General features: G+C 65.2%; 11 protein-coding genes and 1 pseudogene. 3 read left to right on the forward strand and 9 right to left on the reverse strand.

Features of this window, described 5'->3' with window-relative positions; genetic code table 11:
- The 4 genes from dnaJ to grpE all read right to left on the reverse strand — a co-directional run bounded on the left by dnaJ (position 1) and on the right by grpE (position 4,418).
- Positions 1-1,143 carry a molecular chaperone DnaJ gene (gene dnaJ / locus MB84_RS19810; protein WP_046293007.1) on the reverse strand — a complete coding sequence of 381 codons (1,143 nt, stop codon included), beginning with the start codon at positions 1,141-1,143 and terminating at the stop codon, positions 1-3.
- Positions 1,144-1,270: 127 nt separating this feature from the next.
- Positions 1,271-3,196 (reverse strand): molecular chaperone DnaK, encoded by a 1,926-nt coding sequence (gene dnaK / locus MB84_RS19815; RefSeq protein ID WP_046293008.1) that lies wholly within the window; start codon positions 3,194-3,196, stop codon positions 1,271-1,273.
- Between the two features lie 96 nt (positions 3,197-3,292).
- Positions 3,293-3,721, reverse strand: coding sequence for a thioredoxin family protein (locus tag MB84_RS19820; RefSeq protein ID WP_425415871.1), 429 nt, complete (start codon positions 3,719-3,721; stop codon positions 3,293-3,295).
- A gap of 151 nt (positions 3,722-3,872) precedes the next feature.
- Positions 3,873-4,418 carry a nucleotide exchange factor GrpE gene (grpE, locus tag MB84_RS19825; protein WP_046294029.1) on the reverse strand — a complete coding sequence of 182 codons (546 nt, stop codon included), beginning with the start codon at positions 4,416-4,418 and terminating at the stop codon, positions 3,873-3,875.
- Between the two features lie 312 nt (positions 4,419-4,730).
- Between grpE and MB84_RS19830 the strand changes: the two genes are divergently transcribed.
- Positions 4,731-4,925 carry a hypothetical protein gene (locus MB84_RS19830; RefSeq protein WP_425415872.1) on the forward strand — a complete coding sequence of 65 codons (195 nt, stop codon included), beginning with the start codon at positions 4,731-4,733 and terminating at the stop codon, positions 4,923-4,925.
- Between the two features lie 192 nt (positions 4,926-5,117).
- Here the strand turns inward: MB84_RS19830 and MB84_RS19835 are convergent, their stop codons facing one another.
- From MB84_RS19835 to hrcA, 4 genes and pseudogenes are all read right to left on the reverse strand, one after another.
- Positions 5,118-5,519 carry an RNA-binding S4 domain-containing protein gene (locus MB84_RS19835; protein ID WP_084009885.1) on the reverse strand — a complete coding sequence of 134 codons (402 nt, stop codon included), beginning with the start codon at positions 5,517-5,519 and terminating at the stop codon, positions 5,118-5,120.
- Between the two features lie 191 nt (positions 5,520-5,710).
- Positions 5,711-6,760 (reverse strand): annotated as a pseudogene (hemH, locus tag MB84_RS19840) (ferrochelatase); the annotation flags it as partial.
- A gap of 132 nt (positions 6,761-6,892) precedes the next feature.
- The gene (locus MB84_RS30555) at positions 6,893-9,259 is read right to left on the reverse strand and encodes a DUF6600 domain-containing protein (RefSeq protein ID WP_046293010.1); all 2,367 of its coding nucleotides are present in this window, start codon (positions 9,257-9,259) and stop codon (positions 6,893-6,895) included.
- A gap of 253 nt (positions 9,260-9,512) precedes the next feature.
- A complete protein-coding gene (hrcA, locus tag MB84_RS19850; RefSeq protein ID WP_039401029.1) occupies positions 9,513-10,541 on the reverse strand; it encodes a heat-inducible transcriptional repressor HrcA in 1,029 nt (342 codons plus the stop codon).
- An 82-nt stretch (positions 10,542-10,623) separates the two neighbouring features.
- Here hrcA and MB84_RS19855 point away from each other — a divergent pair, with 82 nt between their 5' ends.
- Positions 10,624-11,568: an NAD kinase gene (locus MB84_RS19855; protein WP_052652600.1), complete on the forward strand. Its 945-nt coding sequence runs from the start codon at positions 10,624-10,626 to the stop codon at positions 11,566-11,568.
- Positions 11,569-11,591: 23 nt separating this feature from the next.
- On the forward strand, positions 11,592-13,256 hold the full coding sequence (recN, locus tag MB84_RS19860) for a DNA repair protein RecN (protein ID WP_046293011.1): 1,665 nt from the start codon (positions 11,592-11,594) through the stop codon (positions 13,254-13,256).
- 108 nt (positions 13,257-13,364) lie between these two features.
- Here the strand turns inward: recN and glnE are convergent, their stop codons facing one another.
- Positions 13,365-16,172: a bifunctional [glutamate--ammonia ligase]-adenylyl-L-tyrosine phosphorylase/[glutamate--ammonia-ligase] adenylyltransferase gene (gene glnE, locus MB84_RS19865; protein ID WP_046293012.1), complete on the reverse strand. Its 2,808-nt coding sequence runs from the start codon at positions 16,170-16,172 to the stop codon at positions 13,365-13,367.
- Positions 16,173-16,179: the final 7 nt, after the last annotated feature.

A 16,179-nucleotide genomic window follows, 5' to 3' on the forward strand; every position in this document is an offset into this window, starting at 1 on the left:
TTACTCGAAGAACTGCTTGACGCGGTCGAACCAGCCCTTCGACTGCGGGCTGTGGCGTGCACCGCCTTCCTTCAGCGAAGCGTCGAAGTCGCGTAGCATCTGCTTTTGCGCATCGCTGAGCTTGACCGGCGTTTCCACCTGAACGTGCACATACAGATCGCCCGGATAGCTCGCGCGCAGGCCCTTGATACCCTTGCCGCGCAGTCGGAACGTCTTGCCCGTCTGCGTGCCTTCGGGCACTTCGAAGGTCGCTTTGCCGTGCAGCGTCGGCGCGTCGATATCGCCGCCGAGCGCCGCCGTCGCGAACGAAATCGGCATCTGGCAGTGCAAATCGTCGCCGTCGCGCTCGAACACGTTGTGCGCCTTGATGTGGATTTCCACATACAGGTCGCCCGCCGGTCCGCCATTCACACCCGGTTCGCCGTTGCCGGACGAACGAATGCGCATGCCGTCTTCGATACCCGCCGGGATCTTGATCTCCAGCGTCTTGGTCTTCTTGATCTTGCCCGAGCCGTGGCAGTTTGTGCAGGGTTCAGGAATGTACGAGCCCGTGCCGTGGCACTTCGGGCAGGTCTGCTGAACGCTGAAGAAACCCTGCGACATGCGCACCGAACCCGCCCCGTTACAGGTCGGGCAGGTCTCGGGCTTCGTGCCCGGCTTCGCGCCGTTGCCGTGGCAGACCTCGCATTCTTCCCAGCTCGGCACGCGAATCTGCGTGTCGAAGCCGTTCGCGGCCTGCTCCAGCGTGATCTCCATGTTGTAGCGCAGATCCGCGCCGCGATACACCTGCGGACCACCTCGGCCGCCACGGCCACCGGGGCCGCCCTGACCGAAGATGTCGCCGAAGATGTCGCCGAACGCGTCGGCGAAGCCGCCGAAGCCCTGACCGCCCGCACCGCCGAAGCCGCCCATGCTCGGGTCGACACCCGCGTGACCGTACTGGTCGTACGCCGCACGCTTCTCCGGCTCGGAGAGCATCTCGTAGGCCTCTTTGACCTCTTTGAACGTGTCTTCGGCGTCCTTGCTGTCCGGATTACGGTCCGGGTGGTACTTCATCGCCAGCTTGCGATACGCCTTCTTGATCTCTTCGTCCGAGGCGTTCTTGGCGACGCCAAGAACTTCGTAGTAATCACGTTTGGCCATAACTCTTTCCAATGTTGGCGCATGTCGCCATCAGGCAAAAAGCCGGGTCGACATTCCCCTTGTGGAGAACCTCGATACCCGGCCCACACGCGGCGCACCTTCCGATGCGCCGCGCGCCACGCACGCTTTACTTCTTGTCGTTGACTTCCTTCACTTCGGCGTCGACGACGTTGTCGTCATGCGGCTTGCCCTGCTCGGCACCTGCGGCACCCGCAGCACCGGCTTGCGCCTGCATGTCGGCATACATCTTCTCGCCGAGCTTCTGGCTTGCCGTACCGAGCGCTTCGACCTTGGCATCGATGTCGGCCTTGTCCGAACCGCGCAGCGACTCTTCCAGTGCCGTGATCGCCGATTCGATGGCTTCCTTCTCCGAAGCTTCGATCTTGTCGCCGTACTCGGTCAGCGCCTTGCGGGTGCTGTGCACCAGCGCGTCGCCCTGGTTACGGGAGTCGGCCATCTCGCGGGCCTTCTTGTCTTCTTCGGCGTTGAGCTCGGCGTCCTTCACCATTTTCTCGATCTCAGCGTCCGACAGGCCCGAGTTTGCCTTGATGACGATCTTGTTTTCCTTGCCGGTGGCCTTGTCCTTCGCGCCGACGTGCAGAATGCCGTTGGCGTCGATGTCGAAGGTCACTTCGATCTGCGGCGTGCCGCGTGCTGCCGGCGGAATGCCTTCGAGGTTGAACTCGCCCAGCGACTTGTTGCCGGCGGCCATCTCGCGCTCACCTTGATACACCTTGATCGTCACGGCCGGCTGGTTGTCGTCCGCCGTCGAGAACACTTGCGAGTGCTTCGTCGGGATCGTGGTGTTCTTCGTGATCATCTTCGTCATCACGCCACCGAGCGTTTCAATACCGAGCGAGAGCGGGGTGACGTCGAGCAGCAGCACGTCCTTACGGTCGCCCGAGAGCACCGAGCCCTGAATCGAGGCACCTGCGGCCACGGCTTCGTCCGGGTTCACGTCCTTGCGCGGTTCCTTGCCGAAGAACTCCTTCACCTTTTCCTGCACCTTCGGCATACGCGTCATACCGCCAACCAGAATCACGTCGTCGATGTCGCTGACCTTGACGCCGGCATCCTTGATGGCCGTGCGGCACGGTTCGATCGTGCGGGTGATCAGCTCTTCGACCAGTGCTTCGAGCTTGGCGCGCGTGATCTTCAGGTTCAAGTGCTTCGGACCCGAGGCGTCGGCCGTGATGTACGGCAGGTTGATTTCGGTCTGCTGGCTCGACGACAGTTCGATCTTGGCCTTTTCAGCGGCTTCCTTCAGGCGTTGCAGCGCGAGCACGTCCTTCGACAGATCCACGCCTTGTTCCTTCTTGAACTCGGCAATGATGTAGTCGATGATGCGCTGGTCGAAGTCTTCACCGCCCAGGAACGTATCGCCGTTGGTCGACAGCACTTCGAACTGGTGTTCGCCGTCCACATCCGCGATTTCGATGATCGAGATGTCGAACGTGCCGCCACCCAGGTCATACACCGCGATCTTGCGGTCGCCGCCTTCCTTCTTGTCCAGACCGAAGGCCAGTGCGGCAGCGGTCGGCTCGTTGATGATGCGCTTGACTTCCAGACCGGCGATGCGGCCTGCGTCCTTCGTGGCCTGGCGCTGGCTGTCGTTGAAGTAAGCCGGCACCGTAATCACGGCTTCCGTGACCGGCTCGCCCAGGTAGTCCTCGGCGGTCTTCTTCATCTTGCGCAGCACTTCGGCGGAAATCTGCGGCGGGGCCAGCTTTTCGTTGCGCGCCTCAACCCAGGCGTCGCCGTTGTCGGCCTTGACGATCTTGTAGGGCATCAGCGCGATGTCCTTCTGCACTTCCTTTTCTTCGAAGCGGCGGCCGATCAGGCGCTTGACGGCGTACAGCGTGTTCTTCGGGTTGGTCACGGCCTGGCGCTTAGCCGGCGCACCGACCAGGATCTCGCCATCGTCCATGTAGGCGATGATCGACGGCGTGGTGCGAGCACCTTCCGCGTTTTCGATGATCTTGACCTGATTTCCTTCCATGACGGCCACGCACGAGTTCGTGGTGCCCAAGTCGATACCGATGATTTTGCCCATTTAAATTTCTCCTAGCGTCCTTTGCGTCTTTCCGTCGGGCGTGTCGCCCACTCAATTCATTGATCTGCACGGGATATGGGTGCAGCCGGGAACATTTCAAGACCCTTCTTGCAGCCCGGTCTTGCCCCCCGCCGCCGCGATTTTCTCGCGTGCGGCGGCCACCGCCAGCCGGAACTGGGGCAGGCCCTGCCAGCCGGTCGCCCGGCCCAGCTTCTTCCCTGCATGGAAGAAAAAAAACGTCGGCACCCCATGCAGCGCGAAACGGCGGCCCAGCGCCATATCGGCATACACATTGGCGTGAAACCAGCGTAGTCCGAGGGCTTCGATGGCCTCGCGCTGTGCGAGCATGGCCTTCTTGGCGACTTCACAGTTGAAGCAATCGACGCCCCAGAAGAACACCACGGCGAGGTCGTCCCCCGCCGTGCGCAGTGCTTCGTCGAACGTCGCGGCGCTCAGCGCGTGCATCGAGAACACCTCGAACGCCGTGCCATCCACCCCTTTCATGTCCGGAAGATCGCTTGCCATGATGGTAAGCCTCTGAATCGATGCCTTGGCTCAGACAGCGCCGCCAGACTCGGCGTCGTCGCCTGCGCCCGGTCAAACCGCCCGGCGCGACACCACAAACATTCCCATGATGGAAGCGTCGTGCCGCCCGCCGTGGCGGGATGACCTTGAATTACTTGCCTGCGGCGACCGTCACCAATGCCGGACGCAGCACGCGGTCGGCAATCAGGTAACCCTTTTGCAGCACGGCCACGACCGTGTTCGGCTCCTGTTCGGCCGGTACCATCGAGATAGCCTGATGCTGATGCGGATCGAACTTTGCGCCAGCCGGGTCGATGACCGACACCTTGCTGCGCTCCAGCGCCGAGACGAGTTGACGCAGCGTCAGGGCCACACCCTCTTGCAGCTTGGCCACGTCGCCGCTCTTGTCGGCGGCCGCCGCTTCGAGGCTGTCGATGACCGGCAGGAGGTTCTCGGCAAAGCTTTCGACGGCGAACTTACGCGCCTTCGACACTTCCTCTTCCGCACGGCGGCGGATGTTTTCCATCTCGGCGCGGGCGCGCAGCGCCTCGTCGCGAAGCGTTGCCGCTTCTGCCTGAGCCGCCTGAAGTTGCGCCTCGACCGAGGGCAGCGCGTCGTTCGCGCCCGCAGCGTCGGTCGGGGCCGCTTCGGCCTGGGACGGAATCGGCTGGTCGGGGGTGTTTTGCTGTTCAGTCATGAGTTGAGTCGTCAAAAGGTTCTTGCAGCGCACCACGACGATGCGCCGCCGGTTCAAATCCCTTTGGATAGTAGGGGCGTCCACACCGATTTCAAGAGCGGGCGGACATTCTGTGCGCCAGATCGGTGCGCGCGGCATACCGGAAAATATCCGGTTACACGCGTTACGAGTCCTCTATTGTATCGGCCGTTGCTGCGACCTAACATGAATTACGGTCCGGCGAATGGATGTACCTATCCGATTGACCATTCGACGGGCCCGGCCGCTCACCGGACATCCCCCGTCCGGTGAAGTGTTTTCAAGGAGCGCATCATGAAGCTGCCACTGGCTGTTGTCTTCATCCTTGCGTTGGTGACGACGGTAACGATCACGATCTGCCTGTCCGGCGCAGTCACCCGGCGCGATACCGAGTACGGTAGCGTGCGGGCGGTGCTGCATCACTATGTGGAAGTGCCGGGCCTGACGGGGCATTCGTCGACTTCGAATACCGGAATCCCAACACGCTGATCGCCCCGGGGTGCATGATCCTTTGCGGTTGTGCGCGATGCCGTTCCCCGGACGGTTCCGACTGAGTCGCCTGAATGGACTGAGACGGGACACCTGATTCACGCTCCATCCCCTTGCCCGCCGCTGCGCAATTCGCCAGCGGCGGTGTTCATTCAGGCATTGAAACGATGGAGGGACGGGGCGCGCGTGCCTTTACTCGCCAACGCCACCGAGACGGCGGCGGTCGCGCTTGGTCGGCCGTCCGTGCATCTGTGCCGCCGGCTCCTGGAACAGACGTCGGCGCTCACTCTCGTCGGCACGCGCCTGAACGCTCGCCTCGGTCTCTTCGTACAGCGACTGCGCGACCGGCGCAGAGCCGCGCACATCGGCAATCGCCTTGACTCTGACTTCCCAGCGCGTGCTGCCGTTGTCGACCGACACGACATCGCCGGGACGCACGTCGCGCGCCGGTTTCACGCGGGCTTCGTTGCAAAGCACGCGGCCACGGTCGACGGCCTGCGTGGCGAGCGAGCGCGTCTTGAAAAATCGCGCCGCCCACAACCATTTGTCGATCCGCGTAGCGGCGTGCGGAGAATCGTCCACCTTGACCGTCACGACCGCGCTCCCGCTTCTCCGTGCACGCCTTCGGACGGCAAGGGTGTTTGAACCCGGGTCTGGGTCTGGGTCTGCATCTGCGCCTGCGCCTGCGCGGCGGCAGCGGCGGCCGCACTGGCTTCCTCGAACGCGGCCACAGCCGCCACCTGACGCTGACGCGTCGACGCCACCGCCGCCGCCGAGGCATCGGCCTCGCCCTGCGGCGAGAGTACCGGCCAGCCTTGCAGATGACGCGCCGCGATCTCGCCCAGCGCCGTAATCCACGCGCTCGCGCCGTTCAGGCAGGGAATGAAGTGGAACGACTTGCCGCCCGCCGACAGGTAAGCGTGACGTCCTTCCATATTGATTTCTTCGAGCGTCTCGAGACAGTCGGACGTGAAACCCGGGCAGAACACGTCGACGCGCGGCGTGCCGCCACGGCCGAGTTCTTCGAGCGTCGGCGCCGTGTACGGCTGGAGCCATTCGGCCTTGCCGAAGCGCGACTGGAAAGTGAGACGGCACGTCGTCTCGTCCAGACCGAGGGCAGCCGCGAGCAGGCGCGCCGTTTTCACGCACTGGTCGTGATACGGATCGCCGAGGTCGAGCGTGCGGCGCGGCACACCGTGGAAGCTCAGCAGCAGACGTTCGCCGGCGGCAAAGTCCGGCCGACCGTTTTGCAGCCAATAGCCTTCGACCTGCTGACGCAACGCTTCAATGTAGGCGGGATGGTCGTGATAGTCGCGCACCGTACGCACGTCGGGCTGATTGCGCAGACGGCCGAGCACGCGGAACACCGCGTCGCTCGCGGTGGCGGTGGTGCTGCTCGAATACTGCGGATAGAGCGGCAGGACGAGAATCCGCTCGACGCCGTTCTGGCGCAACGCACGAATGCGCTCCGGAATCGACGGATTGCCGTAACGCATCGCGTAATCGACCACGACGTCATAGTCGTTCGCGTGCAGCAGCGCGCGCAGGGCGTTCGTCTGCTGCTCGGTATTGACCTTGAGCGGCGAGCCGTCACGAGTCCAGACCGTCGCATATTTTTGCGCCGACTGACGTGAGCGGAAGGGCAAAATCACCAGCCGCAGTAACGGTTGCCACACCAGCGACGGGATTTCCACGACGCGCGGGTCCGACAGGAACTCGCGCAGATATCGGCGTACGGCCGCAGGACGCGGCTCGTCGGGCGTACCGAGGTTGATCAGCAGTACGGCGGTCTTGCCGGACTGGCCATGCGAAATAGGTTCGGGATCGAAGCGCATGGAACGTACTTTACCGCAAACACGGGGCTCGTCCGGCGTCAGTCGTGACAGTCGATACTGCCGGAATGCGCCCTCCGTCGGTCAGTCCACGACCGGACGGAGGGGATGACGGTTATTTGCGCAGGCGGGCCCTCAGCCGTGCCGATGCTCGTCGTCGTGAGATGACCGATGGTCGGCCCTCGGATGTTCCTCATGCGCGGGGGCGCGCGCCCCTCCTTCCGGTTTGCCCTCACGCTGCGTGGGTTGCGGGTGCGGCTGCGCCTGAGGACGTTCCTGTTGAGGCTGCGGACGCGGCGCGGGCTGCGCATGCTCCACCGGCGGCTGCGGACGCGGCGCGGGCGTCGCTTGTGCGCCCCGCGCTTCCGGCTGTGCGGCGGGCGCTTGCGGTGATTGCGGCGGTTGCGGTGATTGGCGACGCATTTGCATCTCCCGCTGCGCGGCGTCATGCCCCGGCTGCGGGACGGCTTGCGGCGCTTCGCCGCGTGCCGACGGCTGTCCTTGCCCCGGAGCGGCCCCGTTCACACCGGGCGGATGCGGAACGCCGGAGGGCGCGGGCTGACGCTCGCCCGGTTGGGATTGCACCGCCGATGGACCCGGACGATTCTGATAAACGCCGCGTCCCGGATAGCCGGGATAGCCAGGCTCACCTGGAACCCCCGGCGTTCCCGGCACACCGGGCTGACCCGGTACGCCTGCATGGCCCGGTGCCCCCGGGACGCCCGGCTGTCCGGGCACCCCCGGCGCGCCATGCATCGGCGGCACAGCGCCGGTCGCGGGCAAGCCGCCATGGCCTGCCGTCGCACCGGTGGCACCGGTGGCACCGGTCGCACCCAGCGCGGGCTGCGCAGGCATCGCACCGTTCGCCCCAATCGGCGCACCGACCGGCCCATGCGTGCTGACGACCGTCACCCGGGGGGCGATGCGTGGCTGGCCATTCGGCCCATTCGGACCCTTCGTCCCATTCGGCCCGCCCGCGCCGAGATTGCGCACCTGCTGCCCGTTCTGACCGAACACCAGCGGCGCGCCGCCAGCGTTCGGCACCGGGTGCAGATTGCTCGTCAGCTCACGCGACGGCATGCCACGGGCGACCGGGGCACGCGTGGCCAGCACCTGCCGGTTGAACACACCTGCGGGCGGCGCACCTGCTGCCGGACGGCTGTTGCCGAACACGCTCTGCTGCACCGGGGCTACACCCGGCGTATTGCCGACGCGCCACGTCTGCGCGCCGCGCGGTGCAGCCAGCGCAGTCGGAGCGCCCACGGGGCGTCCCTGCACGAAAGCCTGCGCGGGCATCGTCGACACAGCGCCCCGCACATTGCGGTTCACATACACATTGTTGACGTTGATGTTGTTAGTGATATTGGTCGTCCGAACGATCGTCGAGCGATTGATGTTCGTGATGTACGACGAACTGGCGTGATACGCCGGACGGTACGGGTCATGGGGGCCAAGCGCGAACCACGCGAGCCCGACGCCCCCGGCGGCAAATGACACACCCCACTGATTTCCACCACTGCTGCCGCTGACCCAACCGACCAGCGCCGGGGCATACACCGGGCGCACCGCCACCGGCCCCGGCACCCAGCACCAGCGGGCATCCACGTAAGCCCAGCGCCCATAGTGATACGGCGCGAAGCCCCACGGCGCATCGTCCACCCACGTCCAGCCCCACGGATCGACCCAGGCCCAGTGGCCCGTGCGGTAAGGTGCCCAGCCCGACGGCACGTTGGACGGCACCCACACCGCACCATAGCTCGGCGTTTCCTGCCACGCGCCATAGTCGTCCAGACTCTCAAAGCCGGTCATGTCGCGCGGCACGTAGCGTGCGGAGACGGAAGCGTCTTCACGCGCGTCGCGATCGCGCATCCACCGATCGAAAGCGTCGGCCGTGAGCGGGCCGGTCTGCTGCTGCGTCAGGTTCTGACCGACGAACGCGACCCGTTGCCCTTGCTGAAGCGGGACCGACGCCCCTTGTCCATATGCCGTGCCAGCACCGCGCGAGACGCTCACCGTCGTGACGCCGTTCGGATCGACGTCCACACGATATTCACCGGCCTGTTGCGGCACGAACGCCAGATTCGGCGTATCGACTTCGTACGGCTGGTTCGGATCGACGCTGCGCAGGCTCACACCGACGGTGCCCTGCGTTACGTTCAGTTGCACATTCTGGTCGGTGACGGCGGACAGCGTCAGGCTTGTCGATGCGCCCATGCGCACGGCCGTGCCGCCCACGTGCATCTCTGCCCGGCTGTTGCGGTCGACCCAAATGGCATCGCCCGTCGTGAGCGGACGGTTGCGGTCCGCATAGCGCCAGTCGCTCGTGCCTGCCGGGGCGTAGGTGACGGTGCCGTCGAACTCGGACAGACGTGCCACGCGCCCCGGCGGATCGGCGCTCTGCGCCTGCGCCAGCCCCGGCGCACCTACAGCGCCCAGCAGACCCAGCGCCAGCCCGACGCCAAGGGAGCGGACCGTCGTCCGCCAGGAAATCAGAGATTTCATAAACACTCCGGGCCCTTTCGGTGGGCATGCCGTGCGCAGCTTGCAGGCGCTGGCGATCAGCCACCTTGTAGTTCTGTCCGAATCCTCCGGTGAGCCCGATGACGAACGCAAACGACCTCGCCGCAAGTGACGCTTGAAGCCTAACCCTGCCGCGTGTGACAGCGTGTAAAGGAATGCTACGGGGTTGTAACCGGGAATGGGCGAATCGGCGAATCGGCGGATCGGCCGATGCGCGAACGCGCCAGCGCGCCGCTCAGTGATGACTGAGCGCGTTGGAGAGGAGCTTGGCCGTGATGTCGACGATGGGGATGACGCGCTCGTACGCCATACGCGTCGGCCCGATGACCCCGAGCGTACCGACGACTTCGCCGTCGACTTCGTACGGTGCCGTGACGACGGTCATCTCCTCGATCGGCACGAGGCTCGACTCGCCGCCGATAAAAATCTGCACCCCTTGCGCGCGGCTCGACACGTCGAGCAGTTGCAGCAGGCCGGTCTTGGACTCGAACACGTCGAATAGCTTGCGCAGACGCTCCATGTTCGACGACAGGTCCTCCACACCCAGCAGGTTGCGCTCGCCCGAGATCAGCACGCTCTCGCGCGTGGTGTCGGCCATGGCGTCGCTGCCCGCCTGCACGGCGGCCTGCATCAGTGCGCTCATGTCCGAGCGCAGCGCATCGAGTTCGCCACGCAAGTAAGTGCGCACGTCGTCGAAGCTGTGACCGCCGAAGTTGGCGTTCAGGTAGTTCGCCGCCTCGACCAGTTGCGCCGGGGAGTAGTCCTTTTCCGTCAGGATGATGCGGTTCTGCACGTCGCCGTCGGGCGTGACGATGATAAGCAGCACGCGCTTGTCGGACAGGCGCAGGAATTCGATATGACGGAAGGTCTGGCTGCGGCGCGGGGTCAGCACCACACCCGCGAACTGCGACAGATGCGAGAGCACCTGTGCGGCGGAGGCGATCAGTTGTTGCGGGCCGGCCGGTTGCAGACTGGTCTGCACCTGCGTCGCCAACTGATGCACGGCCTCTTCGAGCGGGCGCACGGCGAGCATCGTGTCGACGAACAGACGGTACGCGCGCGGCGTCGGCACGCGTCCGGCCGACGTATGCGGGCTGGCCACGAAACCCATCGCCTCGAGATCGGACATCACGTTGCGGATCGTCGCGGGCGACAGGTCGAGACCCGAGAACCGCGAGAGCGTGCGCGAGCCGACCGGCTGGCCATCTGCGATGTACCGTTCGATCAGGGTTTTGAGAAGCGTTTGCGCACGTTGATCTAGCATGGCAAAAATTGTAACGCGAAACGTCGGTACGCGGCGTACGGCAAACCCCGACACGAGAACCGTTGCGGGCTCTGCGTTGGCGATGGTTGCTGTCATCGACTTATGGTGTAATGGCGGCATGAAAACTGGGAGCCCCTTCAAGACCGTGGCGCTCGTCGGGAAGTACCATGCCGACGGCGTCGCCGAACCATTGCTCACGCTCGCGGCATGCATCGCCCAGCGTGGGCATCATGTCGTCTTCGAGCGCGACACCGCGCATAACATCGGCGCAGGTGCCGATCCGTACCGCACCCTCGACATCCAGGAAATCGGCACACAGGCCGACGTGGCCGTCGTGGTCGGCGGCGACGGCACGATGCTCGGCGTCGGCCGTCAGCTCGCCGCCTCGAAGGTGCCGCTCATTGGCGTCAACCACGGCCGCGTCGGGTTCATCACCGACATTCCGCTCGACGAGATGCGTCAGGTCGTGCCGGCCATGCTAGAAGGACACTTCGAAGCCGAACAACGCACCCTGCTGGCCGCACGCATCGAACGCGACGGCCAGACGCTCTTCGAGACGCTGGCGTTCAACGACGTGGTCGTGAACCGCTCGGGGATCTCGGGGATGGTGGAGCTGCGCGTCGACGTCGACGGACGCTTCATGTACAAGCAGCGCTCCGACGGCCTGATCGTCGCTACACCCACCGGTTCGACGGCCTACGCCTTGTCGGCCAGCGGGCCGATCCTGCATCCGCGCCTCGGCGGTGTAGTGCTCGTGCCGATCGCACCGCACGCACTGTCGAACCGTCCGATCGTGCTGCCGGATTCGAGCGACATCGTCATCACGATTACCGGCGGTCGCGAAGTCGGCGCCAATTTCGATATGCAGTCGTTTGCCGAACTGCGTCAGGGTGACCAGATTCTGGTCGGCCGCTCCCAGCATCAGGTGACGTTTCTGCACCCGGTCGGCTACAACTACTACGCGACGCTGCGCCGCAAGCTGCACTGGAACGAGCATATCTCCGACGAAGATACGCCGCAGAACTGACTCCACGCCTCACCCGACATCCCATGCTACGCAGTCTCTCGATTCGCGATTTCGTGATCGTCGATCGTCTCGATCTGGAATTCTCCGCCGGCTTCACCGTGTTTTCGGGGGAGACCGGCGCGGGCAAATCGATTCTGATCGATGCGCTGGCGCTCGCGATGGGCGAGCGCGGCGATACCAGCATGGTGCGCAATGGGCAAACGCGCGCCGACATCACCGCTGAATTCGCCGCCGATGCCGAAGCGCGCCCCGATCTCGAAGCCTGGCTGCAAGCGCAAGCGCTCACGCTCGAAGAACATGGCGGCGTGTTGCTGCGGCGTGTGCTCGACGCCGGCGGTCGCTCACGCGCCTTCATCAACGGCACACCCGCCACGCTCACGCAAATGCGCGAACTCGGCGAAATGCTCGTCGACATTCACGGCCAGCACGCGCACCAGCAGTTGCTGCGCCCCGACGCGCAACGCCGCCTGCTCGACTCGCACGCGGGGGCGACCACCCTTGCCGCCGATACTGCCACCGCTCACAAGGAGTGGCGGCGTCTCGTTAAGCGCTGCGAGGAGGCGCGCGGGCGCGACCGCGAACTACAACTGGAGCGCGAACGTCTCGAATGGCAGACGTCCGAACTCGACAAGCTGGGACCGCAGGAAGGCGAATGGGACGACGTGAGCGCCGAGCATCGGCGGCTCTCTCACGCGGCGAGTCTCATCAACGGCGTGCAAGGCGCGCTCGACGCACTCGCCGAAGCCGACGGCGCGATCGTCCCGTCGCTCGGCCATGTCGTGCATCAGATCCGCGAACTTGCGGAGATCGACGCCGGGCTGGCCGACACGCTCGCCGCGCTGGAACCTGCCGAGATTCAGCTTCGCGAAGCGGTCCATTCGCTCACGCATTACGCGCAACGCGTCGATCTCGATCCGGAACGACTGGCGGTCGTCGAGCAACGACTCGACGCCCTGCATTCGGCCGCACGCAAGTTCCGTGTGACGCCCGAGCAATTGCCCGCCGAACTGGCGGCGCGTCGCGCGCAACTGGAAGAGTTGACGGCGTCTGCCGACACGGCCGCCATGCAGGCCGCAGCCGACGCCGCACAGGCCGAATTTCTCAAGCTGGCGAAGGACTTGTCGAAGGCGCGCGCCAAAGCAGCGGCCTCGCTCTCGCGCGAAGTCACCCGGGCGATGCAGGACCTCTCGATGCCCGGCGGACGCTTCGAAGTCGCACTCACGGCAACCCCCGAGCCGCAGTCGTTCGGGCTGGAGACGGTCGAATTTCTCGTCGCCGGACACCCGGGCGTGCCGACGCGTCCGCTTGCCAAAGTCGCATCAGGCGGCGAACTCGCGCGCATCAGCCTCGCGTTACAGGTGATCGCCAGCAGCGCGAGTCTTACGCCGACGCTGATCTTCGACGAAGTTGATTCCGGGATCGGTGGCGCGGTGGCCGAAGTGGTCGGTCGCCTGCTTCGTGAATTGGGTCAGGGACGTCAGGTGCTGTGCGTCACCCACCTGCCGCAAGTCGCCGCCCTCGGCCATCAGCATCTGCGAGTGAGCAAACGCAGCGACGGCGACACGACCATGAGCGAGATCGAGCCACTGGGACGCACCGAACGCGTCGAGGAAATCGCGCGGATGCTGGGCGGTGTGGAGATTACGGCGACGACGCGCAAGCACGCGCGGGAGATGTTGGCGCTCTGAGCGTCGTCGACAACAAAGACATGCCTCGATAAACAACGGGCGGCCTATCATCGGCCGCCCGTTGTTTTTCAAGCGTTTGTGTTCAAGCGCCGTCCACGCGCCAGACCGTCAAACCGGCCCCGCGTCTGCGAACACCGAATCCCACAGCGCGATTACGGCCTGCCGCTCCCCCTCGACGTCTGCGACCGGCACGCGGGCCGCTTCCACACCGTCCAGCCGCAACTTGTGCTGACGCTTGCGATACAACCGATACGCCGCCGCTGCGTCATCTGCGAGCCTGGTATCGATCAGCCCCAATTGCGCCGCCTCGCGCAGCAAGGCGATATTGCCCGCATTACGCAGCAGCGCGGGATGCGCGCCCGAGTGCAGCAGCACCAGGTACTGCACGGTGAATTCGATGTCCACCATGCCACCGCGATCGTGCTTCAGATCGAACAGTTTCGTTGCGTTCGGATGCCCTTCGAGCACCTTGCGACGCATCGCCACGATCTCCTGCGCCAGCGCCGACGCCTCACGCGGCGTGGCCAGCACCTGTGCGCGAATGTTCTCGAACGTCGCGCCGATGGTCTCGTCGCCCGCACAGAAACGCGCACGCGTGAGCGCCTGATGCTCCCAGACCCACGCCGTGTTGGCATTGCCTTCGCGGAACTGGTACTGACGGAAGCTCTCGATGTTCGTGACCAGCAAGCCCGACAAGCCGTTCGGGCGCAGTCGCAGATCGACATCGAACAGCATGCCAGCCCCCGTATGCGTGGTCAGCCACGTCACGAAACGACGGGCGAGCGCAGCGTAAGCGTCTGGCGCGCGGTCGTCGTCATCGTCGTAAAGGAAGATGAGATCGAGGTCCGACGCGTAGCCCAGTTCCTTGCCGCCGAGCTTGCCATAGGCAATGACCGAGAAGCGCGGCACCTCGCGATGACGCGTCGCCACGTGCGGCCAGACCGTCGAGATCGTCACGTCGACGATGATGTCCGCCAGTTCCGAGAGACGGTCGCCGATAGCCTCCACCGACAGCGTGCCCTGCAAATCGAGCAGCAGAATGCGGAAGACTTCGGCGTGGTGCGCGCGACGCAGAATGTCCATCTGCACTTCGACGTTGCCCGCAGCGCCCGCCGCGTTCAGGCTCAGCAGCAGTTGTGTCTTGAACGACGGCCAGTCGAACGGCGCGGCGAGCGCTTCGTCGTCAAGCAGTTCGTCGAGCAGTTGCGGATGGCTGATCAGATACCCTGCCGCCCAGCGGGACCCGGCGAGCACATTGACCACGCGCTCCAGCGCGCGCGGGTACTCCGTGAGCAGCGCGAGATACGAACTGCGACGGCTGATGGTCGAGAGCAGATCGAGCATGCGGCCGAGGACGGCGTCCGGCTCGCCCGTGCCCGCCGCGCCTTCCACGGCACGCTGCACGAGCTGGTCGAAGCGCCGCCGGCTGATCTCGCCCAGCGCCTTGTAGCGCGAGGACGTCCACACGGCGCGCAACCGGTCGAGCGCGCCTTCGGCGTCGCCGAAGCCCAGACGCGTGAGCTGATTGCCGAGGTCGCCCGTCTGCGCTTCGTCGGCCAGACATTCGCTCCACAGTTCCGGCGGACATTCGCACTCGCCCGTGCCCGACCCCGTGCCCTTCTGTGCGCCACTGTTAGCCTTGTCCGCGAAGATCTCGTCGAACTGACCGGCGACGAATTCGCGGTGCTCATCGAGCACTGTCATGAAGGTCGCTTCGTCCGGGAAGCCCATGGCGCGCGCCACCGCGAGGCGGTCTTCGCCGGGAGACGGCAGGATATGGGTCTGCGCGTCGTCCAGATACTGAATGCGGTGTTCGAGCTTGCGCAGGAAGACGTAGGCATTCGACAGTGCTTCCGCCACGTTCTGCGCCAGCCACCCGCGCCGCGCCGCCACGCCCAGCACCGCGAGCGTCGGCCGTACGCGCAGTTCCGGCTCCTGTCCGCCGCGAATCAACTGAAAGACCTGCGCCGAGAATTCCACTTCACGGATGCCGCCGCGTCCGAGCTTGATGTCGTTGATGCGCGCCGGTTTAGCCCGCGCGCGACGCTCCGCCTCATGGCGAATCTGCTCGTGCAACGCGCGAATCGCGCCGATCACGCCGTAATCGAGATAGCGACGGAACACGAACGGCTGCACCAGCGACGTCAGCAGCCGCTCGATCCGGCGACCGGGCTCGCTCGCGACTTCGGACACGAGGCGTCCCTTGATCCACGCATAACGCTCCCACTCCCGGCCCTGCACATAGAAATACTCTTCGAGCATCGGCAGACTGCACACCAGCGGACCCGAATCGCCATTGGGGCGCAGGCGCATGTCCACCCGGAACACGTAGCCGTCCGGTGTGAGTTCCGAGATGAGCCCGATCAGCTTGCGGCCGAGCTTCGTGAAGAACTCGTGATTGGACAACAGACGCAGGCGAGCGCCGGCGGCCGCATCGGCACCGTCAGGCGCGGTCGTGTCGCCGTCGTCTTCATAAAGGAAGATGAGGTCGATGTCGGACGAGACGTTCAGTTCGCGGCCGCCGAGCTTGCCCATGCCCACGACGCCGAGCGTCTGGCGCTCCCCTTCCGCATTACGCGGCACACCGTGAATGGCTTCGAGGTCGCGCGACAACACCGCAATGCCCGCCTGCACAGCGAACTCGGCGAGTGCCGACATGGCTTGCGTGACTTCGGACAACTCCGCACGACCGTCGAGATCGCGTTGCATGACGGCGCACAGCGCTTCGACCCGCAGGATGCGCAAGGCACGTGCCAGCGCCGCCTCGTCCACACCGACAACGCCGGACGGCTGGTCCGGCGGCGTCAGCAGCGTGCCGGTGATGGCTTCGAAGCGGCGGGCGAGCCAGCGCGCGTCGACGGGGTGCTCGGCGAGCGTCGGCAACGCCTTGGCCAGCGCAGGGCGCGACGCCAGCATGCGCGCG

The organism is Pandoraea oxalativorans (assembly GCF_000972785.3).
Taxonomy (GTDB): Bacteria; Pseudomonadota; Gammaproteobacteria; order Burkholderiales; family Burkholderiaceae; genus Pandoraea; species Pandoraea oxalativorans.

Excerpts from the sequence above, each read along its gene's own strand:
- dnaJ (WP_046293007.1), bottom strand. The coding sequence starts at position 1,143 with ATGGCCAAACGTGATTACTACGAAGTTCTTGGCGTCGCCAAGAACGCC.
- glnE (WP_046293012.1), bottom strand. The coding sequence starts at position 16,172 with ATGCTGGCGTCGCGCCCTGCGCTGGCCAAGGCGTTGCCGACGCTCGCC.
- MB84_RS30555 (WP_046293010.1), bottom strand. The coding sequence starts at position 9,259 with ATGAAATCTCTGATTTCCTGGCGGACGACGGTCCGCTCCCTTGGCGTC.
- MB84_RS19855 (WP_052652600.1), top strand. The coding sequence starts at position 10,624 with ATGGTTGCTGTCATCGACTTATGGTGTAATGGCGGCATGAAAACTGGG.
- MB84_RS19820 (WP_425415871.1), bottom strand. The coding sequence starts at position 3,721 with ATGGCAAGCGATCTTCCGGACATGAAAGGGGTGGATGGCACGGCGTTC.
- hrcA (WP_039401029.1), bottom strand. The coding sequence starts at position 10,541 with ATGCTAGATCAACGTGCGCAAACGCTTCTCAAAACCCTGATCGAACGG.
- recN (WP_046293011.1), top strand. The coding sequence starts at position 11,592 with ATGCTACGCAGTCTCTCGATTCGCGATTTCGTGATCGTCGATCGTCTC.
- dnaK (WP_046293008.1), bottom strand. The coding sequence starts at position 3,196 with ATGGGCAAAATCATCGGTATCGACTTGGGCACCACGAACTCGTGCGTG.
- MB84_RS19830 (WP_425415872.1), top strand. The coding sequence starts at position 4,731 with ATGAAGCTGCCACTGGCTGTTGTCTTCATCCTTGCGTTGGTGACGACG.
- grpE (WP_046294029.1), bottom strand. The coding sequence starts at position 4,418 with ATGACTGAACAGCAAAACACCCCCGACCAGCCGATTCCGTCCCAGGCC.